Annotated in this window: 20 protein-coding genes; 12 read left to right on the top strand and 8 right to left on the bottom strand. The window is 69.3% G+C overall.

What is annotated here, in order from left to right; all coding sequences use genetic code 11:
* The first annotated feature begins 252 nt into the window (after positions 1-252).
* Positions 253-1,605 (top strand): esterase-like activity of phytase family protein, encoded by a 1,353-nt coding sequence (locus ACZ6ZP_RS15225; RefSeq protein ID WP_469407038.1) that lies wholly within the window; start codon positions 253-255, stop codon positions 1,603-1,605.
* A gap of 29 nt (positions 1,606-1,634) precedes the next feature.
* On the opposite strand, the gene ACZ6ZP_RS15220 is transcribed toward ACZ6ZP_RS15225, so the two are convergent.
* Together ACZ6ZP_RS15220 and xylA are read right to left on the bottom strand one after the other, a co-directional pair.
* Entirely contained in the window at positions 1,635-2,030 is a 396-nt protein-coding gene (locus ACZ6ZP_RS15220; protein ID WP_469407037.1) for a hypothetical protein, read from the bottom strand.
* Between the two features lie 239 nt (positions 2,031-2,269).
* Positions 2,270-3,436, bottom strand: a complete 1,167-nt coding sequence (gene xylA, locus ACZ6ZP_RS15215; protein ID WP_469407035.1) for a xylose isomerase — start codon at positions 3,434-3,436, stop codon at positions 2,270-2,272.
* A gap of 192 nt (positions 3,437-3,628) precedes the next feature.
* Between xylA and xylB the strand changes: the two genes are divergently transcribed.
* A complete protein-coding gene (xylB, locus tag ACZ6ZP_RS15210; RefSeq protein ID WP_469407034.1) occupies positions 3,629-5,092 on the top strand; it encodes a xylulokinase in 1,464 nt (487 codons plus the stop codon).
* A gap of 28 nt (positions 5,093-5,120) precedes the next feature.
* Positions 5,121-6,323: an ROK family protein gene (locus ACZ6ZP_RS15205; RefSeq protein ID WP_399972306.1), complete on the top strand. Its 1,203-nt coding sequence runs from the start codon at positions 5,121-5,123 to the stop codon at positions 6,321-6,323.
* Between the two features lie 167 nt (positions 6,324-6,490).
* Here the strand turns inward: ACZ6ZP_RS15205 and ACZ6ZP_RS15200 are convergent, their stop codons facing one another.
* Entirely contained in the window at positions 6,491-6,964 is a 474-nt protein-coding gene (locus ACZ6ZP_RS15200) for a cupin domain-containing protein (protein WP_469407033.1), read from the bottom strand.
* A 164-nt stretch (positions 6,965-7,128) separates the two neighbouring features.
* Here ACZ6ZP_RS15200 and ACZ6ZP_RS15195 point away from each other — a divergent pair, with 164 nt between their 5' ends.
* From ACZ6ZP_RS15195 to exaC, 8 genes are all read left to right on the top strand, one after another.
* Positions 7,129-8,019 carry a LysR family transcriptional regulator gene (locus ACZ6ZP_RS15195; protein ID WP_469407032.1) on the top strand — a complete coding sequence of 297 codons (891 nt, stop codon included), beginning with the start codon at positions 7,129-7,131 and terminating at the stop codon, positions 8,017-8,019.
* A gap of 69 nt (positions 8,020-8,088) precedes the next feature.
* Complete coding sequence (locus tag ACZ6ZP_RS15190; protein WP_469407031.1) at positions 8,089-9,027, top strand: MerR family transcriptional regulator; 939 nt, start codon at positions 8,089-8,091, stop codon at positions 9,025-9,027.
* Positions 9,027-10,301 (top strand): MFS transporter, encoded by a 1,275-nt coding sequence (locus tag ACZ6ZP_RS15185; protein ID WP_469407029.1) that lies wholly within the window; start codon positions 9,027-9,029, stop codon positions 10,299-10,301. The genes ACZ6ZP_RS15190 and ACZ6ZP_RS15185 overlap by 1 nt, the downstream gene beginning before the upstream one ends.
* A gap of 137 nt (positions 10,302-10,438) precedes the next feature.
* Positions 10,439-11,854: a tetratricopeptide repeat protein gene (locus tag ACZ6ZP_RS15180; protein WP_469407027.1), complete on the top strand. Its 1,416-nt coding sequence runs from the start codon at positions 10,439-10,441 to the stop codon at positions 11,852-11,854.
* 411 nt (positions 11,855-12,265) lie between these two features.
* Positions 12,266-13,279 carry an acetamidase/formamidase family protein gene (locus tag ACZ6ZP_RS15175; RefSeq protein WP_468616849.1) on the top strand — a complete coding sequence of 338 codons (1,014 nt, stop codon included), beginning with the start codon at positions 12,266-12,268 and terminating at the stop codon, positions 13,277-13,279.
* A gap of 39 nt (positions 13,280-13,318) precedes the next feature.
* A complete protein-coding gene (locus ACZ6ZP_RS15170; protein ID WP_351156398.1) occupies positions 13,319-13,918 on the top strand; it encodes an N-acetylmuramoyl-L-alanine amidase in 600 nt (199 codons plus the stop codon).
* Between the two features lie 111 nt (positions 13,919-14,029).
* Entirely contained in the window at positions 14,030-15,286 is a 1,257-nt protein-coding gene (locus ACZ6ZP_RS15165; protein ID WP_361464969.1) for a GAF domain-containing protein, read from the top strand.
* A 234-nt stretch (positions 15,287-15,520) separates the two neighbouring features.
* Complete coding sequence (gene exaC / locus ACZ6ZP_RS15160) at positions 15,521-17,044, top strand: acetaldehyde dehydrogenase ExaC (protein ID WP_383827240.1); 1,524 nt, start codon at positions 15,521-15,523, stop codon at positions 17,042-17,044.
* A gap of 668 nt (positions 17,045-17,712) precedes the next feature.
* Here the strand turns inward: exaC and ACZ6ZP_RS15155 are convergent.
* Entirely contained in the window at positions 17,713-18,171 is a 459-nt protein-coding gene (locus tag ACZ6ZP_RS15155; protein ID WP_351156406.1) for a MarR family winged helix-turn-helix transcriptional regulator, read from the bottom strand.
* 56 nt (positions 18,172-18,227) lie between these two features.
* Here ACZ6ZP_RS15155 and ACZ6ZP_RS15150 point away from each other — a divergent pair, with 56 nt between their 5' ends.
* On the top strand, positions 18,228-18,764 hold the full coding sequence (locus ACZ6ZP_RS15150) for a DUF6790 family protein (RefSeq protein WP_469407023.1): 537 nt from the start codon (positions 18,228-18,230) through the stop codon (positions 18,762-18,764).
* 1,053 nt (positions 18,765-19,817) lie between these two features.
* On the opposite strand, the gene ACZ6ZP_RS15145 is transcribed toward ACZ6ZP_RS15150, so the two are convergent.
* The 4 genes from ACZ6ZP_RS15145 to ACZ6ZP_RS15130 form a co-directional block, all read right to left on the bottom strand.
* Complete coding sequence (locus ACZ6ZP_RS15145; RefSeq protein ID WP_469407022.1) at positions 19,818-20,369, bottom strand: EF-hand domain-containing protein; 552 nt, start codon at positions 20,367-20,369, stop codon at positions 19,818-19,820.
* A gap of 246 nt (positions 20,370-20,615) precedes the next feature.
* Positions 20,616-21,164, bottom strand: coding sequence for an EF-hand domain-containing protein (locus tag ACZ6ZP_RS15140; RefSeq protein WP_351156414.1), 549 nt, complete (start codon positions 21,162-21,164; stop codon positions 20,616-20,618).
* Between the two features lie 214 nt (positions 21,165-21,378).
* Positions 21,379-22,104: a hypothetical protein gene (locus ACZ6ZP_RS15135; protein ID WP_469407021.1), complete on the bottom strand. Its 726-nt coding sequence runs from the start codon at positions 22,102-22,104 to the stop codon at positions 21,379-21,381.
* Positions 22,105-22,489: 385 nt separating this feature from the next.
* Positions 22,490-25,651 (bottom strand): non-ribosomal peptide synthetase, encoded by a 3,162-nt coding sequence (locus ACZ6ZP_RS15130; protein ID WP_469407019.1) that lies wholly within the window; start codon positions 25,649-25,651, stop codon positions 22,490-22,492.
* Positions 25,652-25,672 lie beyond the last annotated feature (21 nt).

The following is a 25,672-nucleotide window of genomic DNA, read 5'->3' as shown; positions in this document are numbered from 1 at the left end:
GCGACTGGCCTCCCCCTTCCCGCAGGGCCCCGGAGTGAATGAGTACGTCAGCGTGATCCAGGCGAAGGGGGAGGACAAGGGCAAGGTGCCCAACGACCGCTGACCGGCCTGTGGGTGACGGCGGCGCCTCCTGCCCCTCGCGGGAGGCGCCGTCAGCACGCCCCCTCACGTTCACCTCTCTGCCTCCCTGTGTTCGTGGCGACGGCGAAGTCTGATCGCTGTCACCGAACACTTGCGCCCCAGGAGGCACTCATGTCCCCGCACGCCGCCCGTCAGCGTCGCGTCCGCCGTTCCGTCGCAGCGGGTGTGCCGATCGCCGTGCTCACCGCGATCGCGGTGACCGGTACCGCCACGGGGGCCCCGACCGGCGGCAAGGAGAAGGCGCCCCGGATCACCTCGACGGCGACCCTGGGCGACGTCCCTCTGGGCAGGTTCAGCAACTCCCTGCTGCCCGGGACGGTGAACGACGACCGCGGTGTGGATCTCGGCGGCATCGGCAGCGACATCTATCCGGCGGGCCGCAAGGGCGAGTTCTGGACGGTCACCGACCGAGGCCCGAACGGCCAGATCAAGGTGGACGGCAAGAAGCGGCGCACTTTCCCCGTGCCCGGTTTCGACCCGGCGATCGTGAAGGTCCGCGTCTCCGGTGACACCGTGAAGGTCATCGACGCGCTCCCCCTGACGACGTCCTCCGGCAAGCCCGTCACCGGACTGCCCAACCAGAAGGGGCGCGACGAGGCGCCCTACACCTACGACGCGAAGACCCCGCTGACGTACGACCCGAACGGCCTGGACACCGAGGGCATCGTGCGGGCGCACGACGGCAGCTTCTGGCTGATCGACGAGTACGGGCCCTCACTCGTGCATGTCTCCGCTCGCGGGAAGGTACTCAAGCGCTATGTTCCCCAGGGCCTGAAGCTGTCGGGCGCCGACTACCCGGTCGTCGAGGCGCTGCCCGGCGTCCTGCTGCACCGCAAGGGCAACCGCGGCTTCGAAGGGCTCGCCCAACTGCCGGGCGGCGACCTGGTGATGGCGGTCCAGAGCCCGCTGTCCCTCCCGGACGAGGGCGCGGGGGACGCATCGCGGACGGCGCGGCTGCTGCGTTTCTCACCGAAGAAGCAGGCGGTCACCGCCGAGTACGCGTACCGCTTCGACGCGGTGGATGTCGTCGACCCGGGCGAGGACGACACGTCCGAGCTGAAGATCTCCTCCGTGGTGGCCGTCGGCCGTGACCGGCTCCTCGTCGAGGAGCGCACCGACAAGGCCGCGCGGCTGCAGATGGTGAAGCTCGACCGCCGCTCCGACATCCTCGGAGAGCGGTGGGACGACGCCGCCACCAAGCCCTCCCTGGAGCAGCTCGACGATCCGGCGGCCTCCGGAGTGCCCGTTCTCAAGAAGCGTCTCCTGGTCGACCTGGACACCATCGACGGAGTGCCGGACAAGATCGAAGGCGTGGCTCGCGTGAACAGTCGCACCCTCGCCCTGATCAACGACAACGACTTCGGGATGACCGACGGGGCAGAGGCGTTCGACAAGGACGGCCGGCTCGTGGACAGCGACGTGGAGACCACGGTGACGTACGTGCGGCTGCCGAAGGGCATCTGAGCCCGTCGGCCCCACGCTCGACACCCCGGTCAGGACAGTGGTCTGGTGACGCCCACCTGCAAGAAGTAGTAGGGCACTTCACTGTCCACACGTGAGGGGACCAGGGAGTCCAGGTCGCTGGGCAGATCGCTGGGGAAGTCCGATGGCAGGCCGCTGGGCAGGTCAGAGGGCAGCTCCGTCGGAAGCTCGGACGGAAGCTCCGAGGGGATGCTCAGCGACGGGGTGGGCTTGCCTTCCGAGCTCTCGCTGGTCTCCGAGGGGCCCTTCTTGTCACCGGAACCGTCACCGCTGCTGACCACGAGGACCACTGCGGCGACGACTCCGATCGCGACGAGCACGGCGAGCAGGACGAACAGGCCGCCGCGCCGCCCGGAGGGCCCACCCGGCGGCGGCTGAGGCGGCCACCCGCCACCGCCAGGGGGCACACCGCCACCCGCAGGAGGCCACCCCCCGCCGTCCGGGGGCGGCCCGTACCCGCCGCCCGGAGGCGGACCGTACCCTCCTCCGGGCGGGCCGAAGCCACCATCGCCCGGAGGGGGCGTGTCGCCCGGCGGAGGGGGAGGCGGCGGTACGGGCGGCATGGCCATACCGTCAAGAGTCGCCTCGAAAGGGTCAGGATGCGACCCCTGTGCGGAAGTTGATGCCTTCGGAGTGGAGCCTCCGGTCAGCCCCGCGCCCCCAGGAGGTGGTCCATGGCCAGCTGGTCGAGGTGTTCGAAGGCCATGCCACGGTCCGCGGCGGCCGTCACGTCGAAGTCCTCGAAGGCCGCGCGGTCGGCGAGCAGCCCGGAGAGGCCGTCCTCCGCGGTCGGCAGGGCCAGCTCGTCCAGACGGGATGCCCGCAGGGCCTCCTGGACGTCCGGGTCGGCGCGGAACGCGGCCGCACGATCCCGAAGGATCAGGTAGTTGCGCATGCAGCTGGCCGCCGAGGCCCACACACCCGCGTAGTCCTCCGTACGCGGAGGCTTGAAGTCGAAGTGCCGCGGTCCTTCGTAACCACCCCTCTCCAGGAGGTCGACCAGCCAGAAGGCGCTCCGCAGATCGCCCGCCCCGAAGCGCAGGTCCTGGTCGTACTTGATGCCGGTCTGGCCGTTGAGGTCGATGTGGAAGAGCTTGCCCGCCCACAGGGCCTGGGCGATGGAGTGCGGGAAGTTGAGGCCGGCCATCTGCTCATGGCCTACTTCGGGGTTGACGCCGAAGAGTTCGGAACGCTCCAGGCGCTCGATGAAGGCGAGGGCGTGCCCGACGGTGGGCAGCAGGATGTCGCCGCGCGGCTCGTTCGGCTTGGGCTCGATCGCGAAGCGCAGGTCGTATCCCTGCTCCGTCACGTAGTCGCCCAGGAGGTCGAAGGCTTCCTTCATGCGGTCGAGAGCGACGCGTACGTCCTTCGCCGCACCGGACTCCGCGCCTTCCCTGCCGCCCCACGCGACGTAGGTACGGGCGCCCAGTTCCACCGCGAGGTCGATGTTGCGGATCGTCTTGCGCAGCGCGTAACGGCGCACGTCGCGGTCGTTGGCGGTGAACGCCCCGTCCTTGAAGACGGGGTGCGTGAAGAGGTTCGTGGTCGCCATCGGGACGACGAGGCCCGTCGCGTCGAGCGCCTGGCGGAAGCGCTTGATGTGCGATTCGCGCTCGGTGTCCGTGGCGCCGAAGGGGATCAGGTCGTCGTCGTGGAAGGTCACTCCGTAGGCACCCAGTTCAGCCAGGTGACGCACGGAGTCGGCCGGGTCGATGGCCGCCCTGGTCGCGTCCCCGAACGGGTCCCTTCCCTGCCAGCCGACGGTCCACAGGCCGAAGGTGAACTTGTCCTCAGGAGTGGGCTGGTACGTCATGTGCGGCTCCCTGGATGACTGGTGCACGACTGCGTGGCCGACCCGGGCATGACTGCGTGCCCGTGATGTACGGCTGCCGCGACTATTTCGTCATGGCGCTTAACAAATTAGTATCCGGAGGCATCCCTGGGAAGGTCGGACGGAAAGAAGTCCGGGCGTGCCCGGAAAGAGCCGCGGGAACGGAGACCCTCGATGTCCTCAGCACCAGCAGCCGACGGCCCCCTCGTCGTCGGCGTGGACAGCTCCACGCAGTCCACGAAGGTTCTGGTCGTCGACGCCGCCACGGGCAGGGTGGTGGCCAGTGGTCAGGCCCCGCACAGCGTCAGCTCGGGGAGCGCCCGCGAGAGCGACCCCGAGGAGTGGTGGAGCGCCCTGTGCGCGGCGCTGGACCAGTGCGGCAGCGCCGCGCGCGAGGCCGCAGCCGTGTCGGTCGGCGGCCAGCAGCACGGGCTCGTCACGTTGGACGCGCAGTCCAGGCCGGTACGGCCCGCGCTGCTGTGGAACGACGTCCGCTCGGCGACGCAGGCCCGCTCGTTGGTGGACCGTCTAGGGGGCCCGAAGGCGTGGGCCGAGCGCGTAGGCAGCGTGCCGGGGCCCTCCTTCACGGTGACCAAGTGGGCCTGGCTCAGCGAGCACGAGCCCGAGGCGGCCCGCGCCACCGCGGCCGTGCGGCTCCCCCACGACTACCTCACCGAACGCCTCACGGGATCCGGCACGACCGACCGGGGCGATGCCTCCGGTACGGGATGGTGGGCATCAGGGACGGAGGCGTACGACGAAGAGGTCCTGGGCTTGATCGGCCTGGACCCCGAACTCCTTCCGCGCGTGGTCCGCCCCGGTGAGGTCGCGGGCACTGTGCGCGGAAGCGGCGAACTGCCCTTCTCCAAGGGCACGCTGGTCGCGCCCGGCACCGGCGACAACGCGGCCGCGGCACTCGGACTCGGCCTGCGCCCCGGCACCCCGGTGCTGAGCCTGGGAACGTCGGGAACCGTCTACGCGGTCTCCACGCGGCGCCCCTCGGATCCGACGGGGACGGTGGCCGGCTTCGCCGACGCACGCGGCGACTGGCTCCCGCTGGCCTGCACCCTCAACTGCACCCTGGCAGTGGACCGGGTGGCCGCCCTGCTGAGCCTGGATCGTGAGGCGGTGGAGGCGGGCGGCGCCGTCACCCTGCTGCCCTATCTGGACGGCGAGCGCACCCCCGACCTGCCACACGCCTCGGGACTGCTGCACGGGCTGCGGCACGACACGACTCCGGGGCAGCTCCTACAGGCGGCCTACGACGGGGCCGTGCACTCGCTGCTCGGCGCCCTTGATCTGGTCCTGGACGCGGACGCGGACCGTTCGGCCCCGCTCCTGCTCATCGGCGGCGGAGCACGGGGCACGGCCTGGCAGGACACCGTGCGGCGCCTTTCCGGACGCCCCGTTCAGGTGCCCGAGGCCCGGGAACTGGTCGCGCTCGGCGCCGCCGCACAGGCCGCGGGCCTCCTCACGGGCGAGGACCCGGCAGCTGTCGCGCGCCGCTGGGGTACGGCCGAGGGGCCCGTGCTGCCCTCTGTGGAGCGGGACGAATCGGCTCTCGCCCGGATCGCCGGGGTAGTCTCCGACGCGGCGCCGCTGCTCGGCAGCGCGGGCCACGAGGACACACGGCCATGAGGACGCAAGAGCAGGGGCTGACGGGGGCATGACCGCACCACCGCACGACGCGCGCCAGGGCACGTCCGAAGCCCGGCTGCCCGACACCCAGCAGGGGATGCGCCGCCGCAACCTCTCCCGCGTCCTGCACGCCGTCGCGGCGCACGGGCCGCTGTCCCGTGCCGCCGTGGCCACCCGGATCGGCCTGACGCGGGCCGCCGTCTCCACCCTGGTGGACGAGTTGATCCGCTCCGGGCTCCTGGACGAGCTGGGCCCCGAGCGTCCCGGCAAGGTGGGGCGCCCGGGTTCCGCACTGGCGGTCAGCGGAAGCGGACCGGCCGGCATCGGCGCCGAAGTGGGTGTCGATCATCTCTCGGTCTGCGCCGTCGACCTGCGTGGAGAGGTACGCGCGCGTGCCGTGCGGCAGGGCGACAACCGGGGGCGTGCCCCCGAGCCCGTCGTCAAGGAACTCATCGCCCTGATACGGCAGGTGAGCAACGAAGCCCACCAGGCCGGGCTGCGTCCGGCGGGACTCGCCGTCGCCGTCCCCGGGCTCGTCGCCCGCGGAACAGGAACAGTGGTCCGTGCCCCCAACCTCGGCTGGCACGACGTCGACCTCGGCACACTGCTGCCGGGCAGCCTGCCACTGACAGTGGACAACGAAGCCAACTTCGGCGCACTGGCCGAGCTGTGGCTCGGCGACTCGGTGCCGCAGGACTTCCTCCACGTCTCGGCGGAGATCGGCATCGGCGCCGCGCTGGTCGTCGACGGCCGGCTGCTGCGCGGGACGCGTGGCTTCGCCGGGGAGTTGGGCCATGTGCCGGTGTGGCCGGACGGCCCGGCGTGCCCCTGCGGCGGCCGTGGCTGCCTGGAGCAGTACGCGGGCGAGGAGGCGGTGCTGCGCGCGGCGGGCCTTGATCCGGGCACGGACCGCGTCGGGCTGCTCGCGGAGCGCGCCGCTGAGGGCGACGAGGACGTACGAGGGGCGCTGCACGACGCCGGGGCCGCACTGGGCATCGCGCTGACCGGTGCGGTGAATCTGCTGGACCCGCGCTCGGTGGTGCTCGGCGGAGCCCTGTCGCGGCTCGCGCCGTGGCTGCTGCCGTCGCTGGAGGCCGAGTTGGGGCGCCGCACGGCCAGTACGACGTGCGATGTCGCTGTCTCCGGGCTGGGCTCCGATGGTCCGTTGCTGGGGGCGGCGCACTCGGTCGTACGGGCGGTACTCGATGATCCGGCGGGGGCGGCGGCGTAGGGTCTGCTGGTCCCCGGCGCACGCTACGTAGCTGACGGCTGCCTCCTTGGGGCCCGACTTCTTGTGGGCCGCCTCCTGGTGGGCCGCTTCCTTGTGGGCCGCTTCCTTATGCGCCGCCGCGTTGTAGCCGCCTCCTTGCATGCCGCCGCGTTGCGGTCGCCTTCCTGTCAGCGCCATTGCGGTCCCCCGACGAAATGCACGTCGTACCTGTCGTGGAGGTCGTCCATGCTGTCCCACCCCGCCTCACCCCGCGCAATGCGCCCCAGCTGCCGGAAGTAGCCGAACCGTTCGATCCCCGGAGTGAGCACGGCGAAGAACTCCGCCGAGCCGTCGCCCGACGCTCCGAAGGCGTGCACTGTGCCGGGCGGCACCACGATCAGACCGCCCTTGCCCACCACCGTCAGGGTGCCGTCGAGAAGGAACTCCATCGTGCCGCCGAGCACGTAGAAGATCTCTGTGGACAGGCGGTGGTGGTGCGGACGCGTGCCGTCGGAACCGGCGGGCAGGACGAGCCGGTTGGCGCCCAGGAGTCCGCCGGTCGCCCGGCTGTCCTCCAGCAAACGGAACCGGCCGCCCCCAGGCAGCGGCACTTCCTCCGCGTCTCGTTCGTGGACGATCAAGGCTTGCGGGTTGCGGGGCATGCCGTACTCCTTCGGGCTCTGTGGTGGGCGTGCGCGAGGGACCAGTCCATCGCGGGAACACAGCACGTCCAAGAAGCCGTTCATGAAGGCAGTGATCACTTGCGCTGATGAATGCGTGAGGTGTGGAACGGACATGGGCACCGGACACGGGAGGGGCGACGGCTGTGGAGCTTCGGCAGCTCGAGTACTTCGTGGCAGTCGTCGACGAGGGCGGCTTCGGCCGGGCGGCCGGGCGGCTGCACGTCGTGCAGGCCTCGGTGAGCCAACAGATCGCCCGTCTTGAGCGGGAGTTGGGCGTACGCGTCTTCGACCGGACCACCCGTCGAGTGGGTCTGACGGCGGCCGGGGAGCGGCTGCTGCCGGAGGCTCGGGCCGCGCTCGCGGCCGCTGCTCACGTGAGCCATGTGGCCGCCGAGATCGTCTCCGGTGGGGAGGGTGTGCTGCGGCTGGGCACCGCCCGGGCGTTCGCGGAGCGCGTGCATCCGGCTCTCGACGTGCTGGCTGAGCGGGTGCCGAGGCTTCGGATCCGATTGGTCCAGGAAGCTCGCGAGCGGCGTATCGACGCGCTACGGAGCGGAGAGTTGGATGCCGCGCTCGTCCGGGGCGACGGACTGCTGCCGGGCCTGGCGGCGGTGCGGGTCTGGGACGATCCACTGATCGTCGCGCTGCCCGTGACGCACCCACTGGCAGCTCTGCCCCGTCTTCAACCGGCCGATCTCGCCGACCTGCCGCTGCGGTTGGCGCCGCGGGACCGCAACCCTGCCTTTCATGACCTGGTGACGGGGTTGCTGCGGACTTCCGGGGTCGACGTGCCGACCGGCCCGCACTTCACCACCTTGCAGGGGACTCTGGCGGCGATCGCCGCGGACTCCGTGAGCGGCGCGGACTCGTGGACGGTCTTCGACCTCGTGGGAGGGCTCCCCTCGGCCCGCCGCGTCGCCTTCCGGCCGCTCCTCGGCGCGCGATCGGCCGTCAGCCTTGCCGTGCGGCCAGGGCCGCTGTCCCCCGCGATCCGGCATCTGCTCACTGCGCTGAAGCCCATGGATGCGTCATAGGTCCTGTGACCCGTCCCCGTGGGTGGTGGGGCTTGAGTCTCCAGTAGGGGGAGACGTGAAGGTAGGGGCATGAACGGCGACACGCTCTACTCGATCGGTGATCTGGCGCGGCGGACCGGACTGACGGTCAAAACCGTCCGGTTCTACTCCGACGCGGGGATCGTGCCGCCCGCCGACCGCAGCCCGGCCGGCTACCGCCTGTACGGCGCCGATGCCGTCGCCCGCCTCGATCTCGTACGCACCCTTCGCGATCTGGGGCTTGACCTCGCCACCATCCGGAAGGTGGTGGACCGGGAGGTCTCGCTGCCCGAGGTCGCCGCGGCGCACGCAGAGGCGCTGGAAGTGCAGATCCGTGTGCTGCGCCTGCGGCGCGCGGTTCTGACAGCGGTGGCCAAGCGCGGGTCCACACCTGAGGAGTTGGATCTCATGCACAAGCTGGCCAAGCTCTCCGAGGACGAACGCCGACGTCTGATCGACGACTTCCTGGGCACTGTTTTCGATGGTCTCCGCGACCACCCCGCCTTCGCTGCGGTCACCCGCTCCCTCACTCCGGAACTGCCCGACACCCCCGAGGCCGCGCAGGTCGAGGCATGGGTGGAGCTGGCCGAGCTGTTTCAGGATTCGGGGTTCCGCTCCACCATGCAGGGCATGGCCAGGGATCTGGCGGCCGACCGCGCCCCGGACGACGTCACAGGCCTGCCACGCGTCCTCGCCGCTGCCGTGCGCACCCAGGTCACCCCGGCCCTGGACGCAGGCACCGATCCGGCATCGCCCGCAGCCGAGCCCGTCGTCGCGAGCCTCTCGGCGCACTACGCGCACATCCTCGGACTGCCCGATGACACCGCCCTCCGCCGACGCCTGGTGACTCGCCTGGAGACCATGGACGACCCCCGCAGGGACCGCTACCTGACGTTGCTCGCGGTGATCAACGGGTGGCCGGCGCCGGAGAGTCTGGCGCCGGTGCTGGACTGGGCCGTACGAGCCCTGCGCGCCCGAATGCCCCGGTAGTGAGCCAGCCGAGATCGATCCGCACCGCCCACCTCACCGAACCAGCCGATGCCGCACAGCGTCGATTCATCTCCAGCTACCGGCTCCTGGCGGACGTACCCGGCTTCTGGCGCCTAGCCACGATCGGCATGGCTTCGAAACTGCCGCCCAGCATGGCCGGCCTGAGCCTGCTGCTCCTGGTCGGCCGGGACCATTCCTACGGCACGGCGGGCCTTGCGGTGAGCGGCTTGGCGATCGGCCAAGGTGTCACCGCTCCCCTGCGCGGACGACTCATCGACCGCCATTCCCCGGGTCCGGTCCTGCTGGGCTGTCTTGCCGTGCATCTGACGGCCACTCTTGTGCTGGTCCTGGTGGTGCGCGGGGGTGGGTCTGCCTCCGCGATCCTGACGCTCGCCTCGGCCATGGGGGCGAGCGCCCCACCGGTCACCGTGATGATGCGCTCGGTCTGGCACCGCTCCACGGGCAGTTCCGCGGACGACGCTGTGGACGGTTCCACGGACACCCGGATGCTGGCCACCGCGATGGCTCTCGACTCGTCGATGATGGCCACCGCGCTGATCACCGGCCCTGTGCTCGCCAGTTGGCTGAGCCTTTCGGTCTCCCCTGTCGTCCCGTTCGCAGTCGTTGCCCTCCTCACTACTGCGACGGTCGGCCTGCTGGTCAACTCAGCGGGCCCACCGCCACGTTCCGCTCGCTCCGGACATCGGCTTGGTCCTCTGGCATCCCCTCCCTTGCGGTCTCTCCTGGCCGCGGACGCGCTCTTCGTCATGGCGGTGACCGCCGTGGATGTCGTCCTGCCGATCTACGCACGGGAGTACCACGCGGCCGGGTTCACCGGCTTGTACCTGGGGGTTCTATCCGTCGGCAGTGTTCTGGGCAGCCTCGCCCTGGGTGCCGTACCCAATCTGTTGTCCCCCCGGGGGCGCAAAATCTCCGTGCTGCTCTGTGTGTTCGCTGTGGGGACTGGTGCGCTGACGTGGGCCACGGAAGTGTCGCCGCTCGCGGTGCTCCTGGTCTGCCCGCTGGCCGGGCTGGTGATCGGCTGCACCTTTGCGACGCTGCGCACGACCGGCGGCGGCCTCGCCCCCGAGGGGCGCGTCACCGAGACGATGTCCTGGCTGAGCAGCCTGGACATGGCCGGTGGTGCGATCGGCGCGGCAGTGTTCGCCCACATCGCGGCGGAACAGGGAAGCCGGACGGCACTGCTGTGGGTACCTGCGGTCGTCCTGGTGGCCGCCGTGGTCAGCTGGAACACGCGGGCACGGACGCCGTGACGATCCCCGGGCCTCGAACTGCCGGGGCGCATCGCGGCAATATGTCGTTCCGGTGAACCGAGCGTCGCGCTCGTGTCGCGCGGGCAGAATCGCGAGACTGGACAGAGCGGACAGAGCCGACGGACGAGGGGACAGCGATGGAGATGGACCGGCAGGCCCACGTCCTGAGTGGCACCAGCGGCGAAGCCGCACGCCACTACGAGCGGGCGCTCGACGCCCTGTTGTTCTTCCGTGCGGAGGTCGCCGACGAGGCGCAGGCGATGGTGGCCGCGTCTCCCGATTCCGCGATGGCACACGTCTTCAGCGCCTATCTCGGGCTCCTCGGTACCGAGGAGAAGGAGGCGGCCAAGGCCCGGCGGTCCTTCGGCGCGTTCCGGGGCGCGGTCGATCTTGCCGGGCTCTCGCCGCGCGAGAGGATGCACGCGGCGGCTGCCGAGGCATGGCTGGACGGGGACATGCTGCGCGCCGGCGCGATCCTCGGCGAGGTCAGCACCGAGTTCCCACGCGACGCCCTCGCCTTGGCCGTCGGCCACCAGATCGACTTCTTCACGGGCGATGCGCAGCGGCTGCGCGACCGGGTCGGCGGCGCGCTCTCCGCGTGGGACGGCGACGATCCGCACTTCGGCCCGCTGCTGGGCATGTACGCCTTCGGGCTTGAAGAGGCCGGGCACTACGGACACGCCGAGGAGATCGGACTGCGGGCGGTCGAACGTCATCCGCGGGACGTGTGGGGCATCCATGCGGTCGTCCACACGTACGAGATGCGGGGACTGTTCGGCGAGGGGATCCGCTATCTGGACGCCCGGACCGAAGACTGGGCCGACGGCAACTATCTCTCCGTGCACAACGCATGGCACTACGCCCTGTACGCGCTGGAGGCGGGGAGCATCGAGCGCGTCCTCGGCGTCTACGACAACACCCTCCACAACGAGGCGTCGCAGGCAGTCGCCATGGAACTCCTGGACGCCTCCGCCCTGTTGTGGCGGCTGCTCCTCACCGACATCGACGTCGAGGGACGCTGGGCGGCGCTCGCCCAGGCATGGGCGGGGCGCGAGGATGGCGCCTATTACGCCTTCAACGACGTCCATGCCGTGATGGCGTTCGCGGGGGCCGGGCGGCTCTCCGACGCCGAACGGCTGGTGAAGGACCGCGAGCAATGGCTCGTCCGAACCGACCCCGCCGTGTCCAACCACGCGATGACTCGCGAAATCGGTATCCCGGTGTGCCGCGCCCTCATCGCCTATCGGCAGCGGCAGTACGACCGCGTGGTCGAGCTGCTCGCCCCGATCCGCTATAACCTCAACTCCTTCGGCGGCAGCCACGCACAGCGCGACGCCATCCAGCGCACGCTGGTGGAAGCAGCCATCCGCTCCGGCCGGCACGATCTGGCGCGCACCCTGCTCAGCGAACGCGTCAACCTGCGTCCCATCTGCCCGTACAACTGGCGAGCTCGTGCCAGGCTGGCCGACCGGCTCGGAGACACGGGCCAGGCTGCGGCCGCCCGCGCCCGGGCCGAGGAGCAGGCTGCTGTGGGGGCGGCTGCGTTGGGCTGAGGCTGCTCAGGCTGCACATGCGAATGCGGCTGCGGCTGCGGCTGCGGCTGCGGCTGCGGCTGCGGCTGCGGCTGCGGCTGCGGCTGCGTACGGATCGCTCATGCGCGGGCGTTCATGCGCGTGCGCACCTCAAGGGCCCCGGTCCCCTTCAGGGTGGCCGCGTTATCCACATTCACGGTGCTGTACACAGATTCAGTTCACACCCTTCCGGCTCAACCAGCCCTCGCCGTAACGTATTTGAGGCGGGACACCATCGCTCTGGCGGCGGTTTCGTGTCCACGCGGATCGGGGGATTCAGGTGTCGGGGGCAATCCATCCTGGGCTGCGCACGGGGTCTGCGGGCCGCACAAGGTTCCCCAAGTTCCCCACACAGCGACAAAGAGACAGAGCGACGGAGCGGAGCAGCCTGCCATGAACCAGCCTCGGATCTTGACCGTGCGCCCCGAACCGGGTGAGTTCGCCTGGACGTTCGGCGGTGCGCCACCCGTGGCACGGATCGCTCCCGGCACGGTCCTCGACCTGTACACGGAGGACTGCTTCGCGGGGAATGTGCGCTCCGAGAAGGACCTGGTGTCCGAGGTCTGCCAGTTCCCGTTCCTGAATCCGCAGACCGGTCCCTTCCATGTCGAGGGCGCGGAGCCGGGCGACACCGTCGCCGTGCACTTCGTGTCGATCGAACCGGCCCGCGACTGGGCGGCGTCCACCACGGTCCCTCTCTTCGGGGCGCTCACCTCCACCCACACCACCGCATCGCTCCAGCCGCCGCTGCCCGAGACCGTCTGGATATGGCAACTCGACCGGGACCGGCGCACCGCACAGTTCAGCGCACATGACGGCGACTTCGAGATCGCGCTGCCGATGGACCCGATGCACGGCACGGTCGGCGTCGCACCGGCCAATCTGGAGGTGCGCTCAGCGCTCGTGCCCGACGCGCACGGGGGCAACATGGACACCCCCGAGATGCGAGCCGGGGTCACCTGCTACCTGGGGGTGAATGTGGAGGGCGCTCTCCTCAGCCTGGGCGACGGACACGCGCGGCAGGGCGAGGGAGAGACCTGCGGAGTCGCCGTCGAATGCGCCATGAACACAGTCGTGATCGTCGAACTCCTGAAGGGGATCGCAACGCCCTGGCCGCGCCTGGAGTCCGACACCCACATCATCTCCACCGGCTCGGCACGCCCCCTTGAGGACGCGTTCCGAATATCCCAACTCGACCTGGTGCAGTGGCTGGTGCGGGACTACGGCTTCAGCGAGCTCGACGCCTACCAGTTCGCGACGCAGACCGTCGAGTCGCCGCTCGCCAACGTCTGCGACACCAACTACACGTGCGTGGCCAAGATCCGCAAGGAGTGGCTGCCCGCGCGCGAAACTCACCGGGGGCTGCACGCGCGGCTGCGCGAGACGGCCAAGGTGCTACCCCACTGAGAACTCCAGCTGCTCCCCCCACCGAGAGGCAGGCCAGCCATGGATCGAGCAAGACGATTCCCCAGCAGGCGCAGGCTGTTGCAGGGAGCGGCCCTCGCCGCCCTCCCTGCCGCGCTCCTCCCCGCCACCCGGGCCACGGCCGGGCCTCGGGCGGTCGACTATCCGCTCGCCGAGTGGGTCCCGGCAAGTACCTCCAACTACACGGCCGCCAACCGCCCCAGCACCTACCCCGTCGACTACGTGATCGTCCACGTCACCCAGGAGACTTACGCCGACACTCTCGCCATCTTCCAGAACTCGGCGAAGAAGGTGTCGGCCCACTATGTGGTCCGCTCCCAGGACGGCCACATCGCCCAGTGCGTCCGCGAACGGAACGTCGGCTGGCACGCCGGCAACTGGAACTACAACACCCGCAGCATCGGAATCGAGCACGAAGGATGGGTGGATCAGCCCGAGTACTTCACCGACGCGATGTACGAGCAGTCGGCGCTGCTGACCTCGGCCATCTGCGATACGTACGGCATCCCCAAGGACCGCAAGCACATCATCGGGCACGTCGAAGTGCCCGGGAGCGACCACACCGATCCGGGGCCGCACTGGGACTGGACGCGCTACATCCGCCTGGTCAATTCCACCTGACATCGGCCTCCTCATCCCGTGGCGCGTGTCCGGGCGCTTGTCGGGGCGCTTGTCCGGGCACGCTCACGGGGTGACGATGGCAGCACCGCATCGCCGTCCCGGGAGGCCGAATTGACCGAACCATGGGTGGCCCTGGAGGCCGGTGTCGATCCGGCCGAGCGGGTGCGGGTGCTGCGGCGTGCCCATGAGAGGTTCACCGAGGCGGGGACGGTCACGCGACCGGTGCGTTCCGTCGTGGCCGACTCGTGGCGCCGTTCGGCCAGGGCCAGGGTCAGCCCGGAGGACACCGGCGCGGCGGTGGAACTCACCGACGGGGACCTCGGTTCGTATCGGGCCGAGCATCCGCTGGCCGGGGTGATGCCGCTGTTCCGTGAGCTGATGGGCACGTTCGCGATGGACGGCGAGCATCTCCTCGCGGTGTGCGACGCGCACGGCAGGCTGCTCTGGGTCGAGGGCCACTCCGCGACCCGGCAGAAGGCGGGACGGATGAACTTCGTGCCGGGCGCTCGGTGGGCGGAGTCCGCGATGGGCACGAATGCTCCGGGCACGGCGGTGGCGTTGGACCGGCCGGTACAGGTGTTCGCCGCCGAGCACTTCATCCGGCGCGTCCAGCCGTGGACGTGCGCGGCGGCGCCGGTGCACGATCCGCGGACCGGGCGGCTGCTCGGGGCGGTGGACATCACCGGGGGCGACGGGCTCGCGCATCCGCACAGCCTGGCCTTCGTGCAGGCGGTCGCCCGGGCGGGGGAGTCCCAACTGGCCCTGTTGTCGCCACCGGTGGAGACCAGGGACACGGTGGGTCTCACCGCGCTCGGCCGTGATGAGGCGCTGCTCCTGACCGGCGGTCGCAAGGTGCGGCTGAGCCGCAGGCACAGCGAGATCCTCGTCCTGCTCGCCCGCCACCCGGAGGGCCTGACCGGCGACGAGATGCTGTGCGCGCTGTACGAGGACGAGTCGGTGACGCCGGTGACGCTGCGGGCCGAACTGGCCCGGCTGCGGCGACTGCTGGGCCCGGAGTTGCTGCGATCACGCCCATACCGGCTCGCGCTGCCCGTCGAGTCGGACGTCGACGCCGTCGAGCGGCGGCTCGGTTCGGGGGCGGTCGCCGCGGCCGCCGCCGCGTACGCGGGTCCGCTCCTGCCCGCTTCGCAGGCACCTGCCGTGGCGCGGCTGCGGCGCAGGCTGGCCGATCAGTTGCGGGCGGCGCTCATCGCTCGCCGCGACCCCGACCTCCTGGCCGACTGGGCGCACACCCCGTGGGGCGAGGACGACCTGGTGGTGTGGCGGGCGCTGGCGCAGGTACGGGCGACCCCGCCGGTGCTGGCCCGGCTGCGCGAGCTGGACGCGGAGCTGACTGACGCGGGGTAGGCGAGCTGAACCCGCCGGGTGGGCTGCTGGTCGACGCCTGTGGGCCGAACTCGGCGTGCCGGCGCAGGCGCCCGGGGGGGGCAGGCGCAGACGAGATTGACCGAACCCGCCCCCTGCGAACCTCCGATCAGCCACCGCCGATCAACTCCCGCAACGTACCTGCAACGTCCGCGCTCCTACTCTCCGGGCGAGAGCTGCCCAACGGCGGGCAGCCTTCCCCGGGAGGCCACCAAGATGACCCGTTACGCAGCGCCCGGTACCGACGGAGCAGTTGTCTCCTACGAGGCCCGCTACGACCATTTCATCGGCGGCGAGTACGTCCCGCCCGCCCGCGGCCAGTACTTCGAGAACCCGAGCCCGATCAACGGGCAGCCGTTCACCGAGATCGCCCGCGGTACGGCCGAGGACGTGGAGCGCGCCCTGGACGCGGCGCACGCCGCCGCACCGGCCTGGGGCCGTACCTCCCCCACCGACCGCGCGGACGTCCTGCGGAAGATCGCCGACCGGATGGAGGCGAACCTCGAGAGCCTCGCGGTTGCCGAGAGCTGGGAGAACGGCAAGCCGGTACGCGAGACGCTGGCCGCCGACATCCCGCTCGCCATCGACCACTTCCGCTACTTCGCGGGGGTCCTCCGCGCCCAGGAGGGGTCGCTGAGCGAGGTGGACGAGGACACCATCGCGTACCACTTCCATGAGCCGTTGGGCGTCGTCGCGCAGATCATCCCGTGGAACTTCCCCATTCTGATGGCGACATGGAAGCTCGCGCCGGCCCTCGCGGCGGGCAACGCGGTGGTCCTCAAGCCCGCCGAGCAGACCCCGGCCTCCATCCACTACTGGATGAGCCTGGTGTCCGACCTGCTGCCGCCGGGTGTCGTCAACATCATCAACGGCTTCGGGGTCGAGGCGGGCAAGCCTCTCGCCTCCAGCGCGCGCGTCGCCAAGGTCGCCTTCACCGGTGAGACCACGACGGGGCGGCTGATCATGCAGTACGCCTCGGAGAACATCAAGCCGGTGACGTTGGAGCTGGGCGGGAAGTCGCCGAACATCTTCTTCGACGACGTGTGGGCCGCCAACGACGACTTCCGCGACAAGGCGCTCGAGGGCTTCACGATGTTCGCCCTCAACAACGGCGAGGTCTGTACCTGCCCGTCGCGTGCCCTGGTCCAGCGGGGTCACTACAGCGAGTTCATGGAAGCGGCGGTCGCCCGCACGGAGCAGATCGTGCCGGGGCACCCGCTGGACACCAACACGATGATCGGCGCCCAGGCCTCCAACGACCAGCTGGAGAAGATCCTCTCCTACCTGGACATCGGCCAGCAGGAGGGCGCGAAGGTCCTGACGGGCGGCCAGCGCATCACGTACGACGGCGAGTTGGCCGGTGGCTACTACGTCCAGCCGACGATCTTCGAGGGCGACAACCGCATGCGGATCTTCCAGGAGGAGATCTTCGGCCCGGTCGTCTCGGTCGCGTCGTTCAGCGACTTCGACGACGCCATCAAGACGGCGAACGACACGCTGTACGGCCTGGGCGCCGGAGTGTGGACGCGCGACATGAACACCGCCTACCGGGCGGGCCGCGCGATCCAGGCGGGTCGGGTCTGGACGAACTGTTACCACGCGTACCCCGCACACGCGGCGTTCGGTGGCTACAAGCAGTCCGGGATCGGGCGCGAGACCCACAAGATGATGCTGGAGCACTACCAGCAGACGAAGAACATTCTTTGTTCATACAGCCCTCAGAAGCTTGGGTTCTTCTAGAGCCTCAAGTCGGTTGCCTGGAGGCTCCGTTCCGCTCCAGGCAACCTCTACACGTACGCCGCTCCCCCGCGATCACCTCCACCTCAGCACCTCAGCACCTCAGCACCTCGCGCCACGATGGGCGACTCGAGCGAATTCTCCCGGGCCAGTAGCGGACCAGGCGGACCAGGCGGCCCCGCCGACCCCTACCCTGACGACGCACACAAGCTGGACAACGACCGCGTCGTGCCTCCTGAAAGACGACTACGTGCACCACGGGTTCGATGATCGGGTTTTTCTGCGGCGGCCTGGGTCTGCGGGTGGGTCGGTCTCCGACTTCGTGTGCTCTCGCACTGCCGGTGCCGGATCAGGTCCCGGGTGTGGCCCGCTGACCTGGCAAGATGCCCGCATGGAATCCGGGTTCCCTTGAGGGCGACGCCAAGCGTCGAGCTCCGCCTGTCGCGTTCTGACGCCATCGCGCTGTTCGACTGGCTGATAAGCACCGCCCTCGACGCCGTACCGATCACGCACCCTGCTCACAAGCAGGCTCTCGCGGACCTGCTGACGCGCCCTGGGGGGCGGATGCCATCGAGTCCACAAGGAGCAGATCGCGGCAGCCCAGGCCGAGGTGGCCAAGAGCATGGGGTTGGTGAGGGGCGCTCGGCCAGCCCTCGGTGGCCGCTTCGGCGTCACGAGCGTTCGTTGAGGGGTGCGGATCCGCGCCGGGGTTCAGTGGGTGTCAGTAGGGCGGCGAGCCGAAGGGTGTCTGCCAGATAGCGCTCATAGGGGAAGCCGGCCTTCAGGAGGGCTGTGCGGAGTTCTTCCTCGAGGGGCTTCCCCTCGGCGAGGAAGGCGGCCTGGCCCATCGGGGTGAGGGAGACCAGGCGCCGGCGCCGGTGGGCGGGGTCGACGCTGATCGTCACGTGCCCCTCCCCCTCCAGCGGGCGCAGCGCGCGGCTGATGGCCGGGTCGGACAGGTTCAGCGCCTCGGCGAGCTGGTGCTGGGTGGCGGGCTGGATCTCCTCAAGGGTGCCAAGCAGTCGCAACTGGCTTGGGGATAGGCGCTGTTCGGGGCCGGAGCGGCGCCGGGCCGCCTCACCCATCAGCATGACCACGCGGTACAGAAGCTCTGCCAGTCCTTCGTCCATGAGCCCACCCTACCGGATACTTGCGTGGTTAATATTAACCATGCAACACTCAATGCATGAACACTCTCCCGTACGCGGTTCAGACCACGTTCCCGCTCCTCTTCATGCTGGTGCCCGCCCTCGGGTCACTGCTGAGCTGCCGCCGCAACCCCGGCAGGCCCGCGGCGGAGGTCTGGCAGCGCTGGTGGTCCGTCGGCGCCCTCGGCATCGGAAGCCTGTGGATCACGCTCTCATTCCTGGCGTTCCCGGACGGCATGGCCGACACGATCGGCTTCGCCCACTCGCCGTTCCAGTTCGAGATCGCCTTTGCCAACCTCGGCCTCGCCCTGCTGGGCTTCCGCGGCGCGTCCGCGTCACCCCGTGAACGCCTCACGAGCGGGCTCGCGGCCGCCGCGTTCCTGTGGGGAGCGGCGATCGGCCACGTCTACCAGTGGCTCGCCCACGGCGATCACGCCGCCGGAAACACGGGCGGCATCCTGGCCAACGACATCCTCATCCCCGCCGTGATGATCGCCCTGGCGGCACGGGACCTCCGCCGTGCGCGACCCGGCGTCAGTCGCGCCATCGACCCGGCCGCCTCGCCTTTGCGGTGACCTCCGCCACGTAAGCGGCGACGGCCGCGCTCGCGCCAACTGCGCTCCACTGCCCGGCACTTCGAGCCTCACGTCACGAGCTTGGCGAACCCGCACCGCACCCCACGTCCCCGTGCGTCCCCGTTCGGCGCATGCTAATTCCTCTGCGCACGTCTCCACTTCCACCCTCCGGCATCTCCTGCCACTGACTGCCGGTGCGGAACCCGGGTGGGGCGCACACCCGACCGACGACTACAGCGGCGCAGACAATGGCCGCAGACACTTCTAGGGCATACCTAGTCCAGCGCCCCCGCCGGCCGGCGGCACCTCGTGAGTCACCGGCGCCTCTGCCGTTGGGCTTACAGCCAGGGTCCACAGAGTCGCCACAGTCGCTTGTCCGGGCGAGCGGGGTTGCGCAATTGCCACGCGATAGGCGCGCGTGTGGTCCCTTGTCGAGGGCGTAGTTCACCGAGAGCACTCTCGGCGCCGTCCGAAGAGGCGGGTCTCTGGCGACCTCGCCCGGCGTCCGCACCCCGATTGCCCCAGGCTCGGCAAGCTGGAAGCAGCGTGCGGAGTGTCGGGTATCGGTCACTCACGTCTGGATGCGGATACGTGCCGCCAACGGAGACATGGACGAGGGCCGCACCATTTGATGCGGCCCCAGGGCATCCCGGATCTGGCTCAGCGTGGGACATGATCGGCTGGAATGCAACTGCGGGCCTAGACGTGTTCCTGACGCGCCCTCGACGCCGATGGCGGCCCAGGCCGGACCAGTCACTGCCTCGCCTGACCGGGACCGGTGATAGCCGAGCACAGTGTCCACGGCGCCGTAAGCGCACTGCGCGCGAACAGTACTCCAGGAGTGCCCGGCGCTCCCGCCGGGGGCGCTTGAGCAATACTTCGTCGCGGAGCCGGAGGATGTCGAAGACGGAAGCGAACAGGTTCGTGGATTCCGGGTGTCGAACAGTGCGGACCCGCGGCGGCACATCTACGGGGAACTGCCTGAGTCAGCAGGTTCCTTGGTCAGGGCAGCAGCGGCATGAAGATGGGTGCTTGGGTGCTGATCGGGACCAATCAGCTGCTCGGCAGTGGCGAGCCTAGCAGCCAGTTGCCGGGTGCCTCGGTGTCGGTGCTGAGGTAGAACTCCTCGATGGCGGTGCGGAATTCGTCGTGGGTGATGGTGCCGCTGCCGTTGCGGTCGAGTCGTTGGAAGGCCGCGCTGGAGGTGGCCGGGTCGATACCGAGGGCCTCGTACATGCGGACGTACTCATCAGCGGTGAGCATGCCGCTCTTGTCGGTGTCCAGGGCGCGCATGAGGGCGTCGATGATGGGCGTCACCAAGCGTTCGACGGTCTGGGCATCGGCGGCGATATGGGAGCGCATGGCGGTGATGAACTGTTGGCGCCCGACGCGGCCCTGAGCATCAGGGGCGCCGGCCTCGCCCAGGACGTCCCACCAGAGCATGAAGGCCTCGCGCAGCGCGCTCTTGTTGCTCTCGTCCGGCGCCACCGCGGCGAACACCTCGCCGATCTGCTGGAAGTCATCACGGGTGAGGTAGCCGTCGCCAGTGCGGTCGAACCAGGTGAACAGGAAGGTGAACTTCTGCTCGGTGCTGTTCTGCGCCATGGTGGCCTCCTTGAACGGGATGGTTGGTCAGGGCTCTCATGTCCTGCCTGCTTACCGTGGCGCACACCTGCCTCCCGCGTTTCTGCTGGTCAGGCACATGTAGTGGATGTAGTCGGCAGATGCTACGGCGAATACATATTGGGCGCTGAAGGTGGTCGGCCCAACCTTGGAACCTGGAGCCGGCGCGCCCTGGGTTCCGTCGGAACCTCAGGTTTCGATGTGTGTGAGGGAGTCGGCCCAATTCCCTTATGTGAGACGGCCGAAGATGTGGTTGGCCGGTGAGCCGGGATCGTCTCCGTAGAAGAACTCGGAGACGGCTTTGTGATATTCGGCCCGTGAGAGGGATCCGGAGACGTCGAGGTCGAGCGCGTTGAACACCTCGGCGCACTCGTCGTCGGCGGCCCGTCCGGTGCTTCCGAAGATGTGTGTGAACTCGGTGCGGCTGATCGCGCCGTCGCTGTCGCCGTCGGCGAGGTCGAAGAAGCGGTCGGCGACCGGCGCGAGCTCCTCGGGGTAGTGGGCGCGATCGGTGAAGGTGGCGGCGAACGCCTGTGTGACTTCCGCCAAGGTCACCCTGTCGTCCTTGTCGGCGTCGGCGGGGGCGATCACGGACTCCCAGAACCCGTGCATGGTCTCGTACATCTGCCGTGCCTGAGGGGAGTCGGGGGCGATGCCCCTGGCCTGGACGTAGCGTTCGCTCATCGTGACGACGTCCTGCCGCGTTATCGCGCTGTCGCCGTCGACGTCGGCGGCGCGGAACCACCGCTCGTACTTGCGTGTGCGCAGCTCATCCATAGGCGCACGGTAAATGCGCCTCGGCGGTGCGACTAGGCCTATTCCCGGCCGCCGACGTGGACGGGTGGGCTGCACTGCTCAGCGAGCGATGTCTCGTCGTCGAGGTCGACATCGGCGGGGGTATGCCCCCATCGGCGGCGTCCCGGCTCCCGATCGTGCATCGCCCCCTGGGTAGCCGCAGCGGAGGCACGAGACCGGAGGGGGCCGCATACGTTCAGGGGCGGCCTTGCTCGTCCGGCCGGAACATCCACGACTCACGGGCCGCCTCGCATACCTGAGCCGGCTCGGGCAAGGTGTCGTGTCGGCGCCACGCGAAGAAGCACTGCACAAGGTGGTCGAGGACGATCGGGATGCGTTCGGTCCGTTCGAGCACGTCACCCGTACGGCGTTCCAGCATCAGACGCGCAAGACGGTCCAGGAACAGCATGGCGGGAGCGCCTGAGCCAGCCAGCTCATCAATCCGCCGACGTACCTCACCGCGTGCAATCTCGCTGCGCAAGGGAGGCCGGATCACGGTGACATGGCCGGCCAGGGCCAGCGTCGCGCAGCTCTCGGGCACCACAGAGACCGGGAACAGGAGCTGGAACGGCGGGAACTCGTCGGTCGCCCGGCTCACCAGCTCGGCGTCGCCCAGCAGCAGGCTCAGGTCGTCGGGCGTGGCGAAGCGGAAGCAATAGCCGTCCAGCTCGGCGGGGGTGCCGCCATCGGGCCTAGCGCTGTAAATCTCGGGTTCGGCACTGATCTGCAGCACGCTGCGAAACCCCACGCCTTTGTTGCCGATTCCCTCGCCGACCACCTTTTCGCTGCAGGAGAGCTTGGATACGGAATCAACACGCTCCCAGGTGAAGGGGTTGCCGGCTGCGTTCACGCGATGCGCCAACTCGCCCTGGCTCACGTTGAGTTCCGCCATAGCAGCGGCGAGCTCACGCTTCTCTCCCACCTCCGCAAGGTGGCCGTGCGGCCCTTCGGGACGACAGTCCGAAGGTAAAAATCACCGGGCCACGGCCATTGCTGACGTGCACTTTCACCTGTCGGATACCAGCCCGCTCGCAGTGCACTGGATGCATGCCAGGTGCGCAAAGTTCGCGGACAGCCTCCGCGGACGGTCTTTGACCACCTTGACCACCCCCAATCCCTTGGCGCCATTTCGGTCACCGCGATTAAGCGGTTCGCTCTGGTAGGCCAGCTACTCCACGAGCGGGTGCACCCCACATGAACTCCTCTACTGGCAGATTCACCGACACGAGTGCAGCACAGCCAGGCGGCGGTGGCCCGAAGTTGCATAGTCGGGTGCAGAGCGTCGGCCGTATGCGCCCATGGCGCAGTCAGCCGACTGGTTGGTCGGCCCCCGCCGCCACGATCAGTCGGGCGGCGTTGGTGACTGAGGAGTCCACGAAGAACTCGACCATCGGAACTTGCACCGTGAACACACTCTTGAGGCGGGAAACGAGCCGCAGCGCGGCCAGAGAGTGGAAACCCAGCGCGAAGATGTCCGTCCGCAGGTCGATCGTCGGTACTTTGAGTACCGCACAGTAGATCTCCGCGACCTTGACTTCGAGCTCGCTGCCCTGCGCTTCCTCGGGGACGACACGCTCGCGGCTCTGCAGCGCGAGCAAGGCTGCTTGGTCAACCTTGCCGTGCGAGGTGAGCGGGAACCGTTCAACTACTGAGAACTGAGCCGGAACCAGGTGTGGGGGAAGCTGGGTACGAACGTACGCCGCGACTGCTGCCTCGTCGGCGTACGCACCGATCAGGAACGCGATCAGCTCAAGCTCGGTCGCTTCATCGGCCTCGGTGCGCCGAGGCACGACCAGGCTGCGCGCTACGTCCGGGTGGCCGTCGAGTACCGATTCGATCTCGGCGAGCTCGACCCGATGGCCGCGCAGTTTGAGCTGGCGGTCCACGCGGCCGAGAAATTCGAGGTCACCGTCGGTAGTCCATCGGCCTTGGTCACCGGTGCGATACATACGTGCGCCCGGCTCGGCCGCGAAGGGGTCCGCCAAGAAGCGCTCGGCGGTCTGCTCGGGCCGGTTGAGCAAGCCGTCACAGACGCCGGGGCCGGCCAGGTAGATCTCCCCTGTCACGCCGCGTCCAACCGGTGCGAGCAATGCGTCGAGCACGTAGACGGCGGCGTGCGGCATCGGTCGTCCGATCGGCAGCGCCTCGCGGTCGAAGTCAGCACCAGGCTGGTAGGTCGTGCTGGTCACCGCCGTTTCGGTGAGCCCATAGACGTTGGTGAGCGGAATGCCGAAGTCCAACCAGCGCTGGTATACCTCGAGTGGCGCGCGTTCGCCGCCGATCAGCACTCGCCGCAAGGTTTGCGGAATGGGGACAACAGCCGGGTCGATCAGGCGCACTACTTCGATCCAGTAGGCGGTGGGGAGCTCACATATGGTGACCTCGCGCTCTCCGAGGAGGTGCAGCAGTTTCTCCTGGCTGGTCCGGCCGAGCACGCCGTCGAAATAGACGACGCAGCCACCGGCCAGCCAGGTGGGGAAGAGCTCCTCGACATGTACGTCGAAGGTCATCGCGGCGAGCTGCAGCATCCTGTCTTCCGGGCCCAGATCGAACGTGTCCACCGCGGCACGGGTGAACGCAGTCAGGTTGACATGGGTGACGAGGGTGCCCTTGGGCACTCCCGTCGAGCCGGAGGTGAACGGGACATAGGCGACCTGACGGCCTGTCACAGCGATGTCCTCGAGATCTTCACCGGTCTGCGCCTCGATCGAGGAAGCAACCGCTGGGTCGTCGAGGGCGAGCACGTGGTGGGCCCCGGCAAAGTCCTCGGCAAGGTCCACGACCGTGAGCACCAAGCGGGGCGCGGTCTCGGCGAGGACGTGGGTCTTGCGGCTGCCGGGCGCGTCCGGAGCCACAGGGACGTAGGCCCCGCCCGCCTTCAGCACGGCGAGCACGGCGGACGGCCAGGAGGAGCCATGGGGCAAGGCGAGCGCCACCCGCTCGCCCGTGCGAAGACCCAGCTGACGCAGATGCCTCGCGAGCCGGTTGGCCTGGCTGTTGAGCTGTGCGTAACTGACCTGAGTACCGTCTTCACGCTCGATCGCCGGCGCATCCGGGCTCTGTCGGACCCGTCGCTCGAACAGCGCGTGCAGGGTGGCCGGCTCGTCCCCCGGCACGGGCCGACCGGTCAGCTCCCGATCGGGCGCGGCGTCGGTCGACGTGCGAAGCGCTCCCAGTGGGAACTCAGGATGGGACGCGGCCTCGCCGAGCAGCGCCAGGTAGCTCTCGGCCATGGCCTCGATGGTGCCCGGGTCGAACAGCGCACTGTCGTATTCGAACTGAAGGCTCAGCTCCCCCAGCGCGTCCACAGCGCCGAGACCGAGACGGAGCCGGGCCCCGCCATTGGACAACTCGTACAGCTCCGTCACCGCGCAGCCCGGCAGCGTGGCCTCGAACTCCGTGGACTGCTCGAAGGAGTACGCCGTCTGGAAGAGCGGGGTCTCATGCGAGGTGCGTTTGGAGTCGACCCGTTTGACAAGCTCGGTGAAAGGCGCGTCTTGCGAGGAGAGCGCGTCGAAAGTACTCAGCTGGAGTTCGCGGACCAGCGAGGCGAAGGAAACGTCCGCGTCCAGCCGCAGTCGCAACGGCATGGTGTTGGCGAACAGCCCGATGAGCGACTGGTACTCGGGCCGTGTCCGGCCGGCCAGAGGCGTTCCGATCAGCAGGTCGTCCTGACGGGTGTAGCGGGCCAGCAGCACGCCCCAGACACCGCCGAGCATCGCGAACGGCGTGACCCCGAGCCGCTTGGCGCAGGCGTAGGCATCGGCCCGAAGCTGCTCCGGCACCACTGTCGTGAACTCGTCCCCCCGGTACTCCCGGGACGCTCCTGCACTGTGATCGACCGGCAGTGCAAGGGTCGTCGTCGCACCGGCCAGTTCCCGGGCCCACGCGTCGAGCGCGTCGCCGTACCCGCCGTCCTCGGTGAGGCGCCGCTGTTCGGCAGCGAAGTCGCGGTACTGCAGCGTGAGGTCGGGCAGATCGGGCTCATCGCCCGCGTGCCATGCGGTGTAGAGCGCGGCGAACTCGGTCCAGAACAGACGCAGCGACCAGCCGTCCGCAACGATGTGGTGCATGTTGAGGAAAAACGCGTAGGCGTCATCCTCGAGACGTAGCGCAGCAGCCCGCAGCAGCGGGCCGTGCACGAGGTCGAAGGGCTCGCGAGCGGCGGTCTCGACGAACACACGCCACTCGTCGGGGCGGGAGCGAAAGTCGAACACAGGCAGCGCGAAGGGCTGCGGCGGATCTGTGACGAGGTACAGCTCACCGTTTTCCTCGCCCACCCGGGAGCGCAGCACCTCATGCCGGCGCACGATCTCGCTCACGCAGCGCGCGGCGAGTTCCGTGTCCAACGCGCCACGCAGTCGGATCACCATGGGTATTCCGTAAACGCTGCGGCCCGGGGCGAGTTGTTCGGCAATCCAGATCTGCTCCTGCAGGAGGGAGATCCTCTCGGTCTGTCGGTTGCCCATGGGTGCTCCGGTCGGGTGCGG

This window comes from Streptomyces sp. NPDC054047 (assembly GCF_055585065.1).
This window is presented reverse-complemented; position numbering and strand designations above follow the sequence as displayed.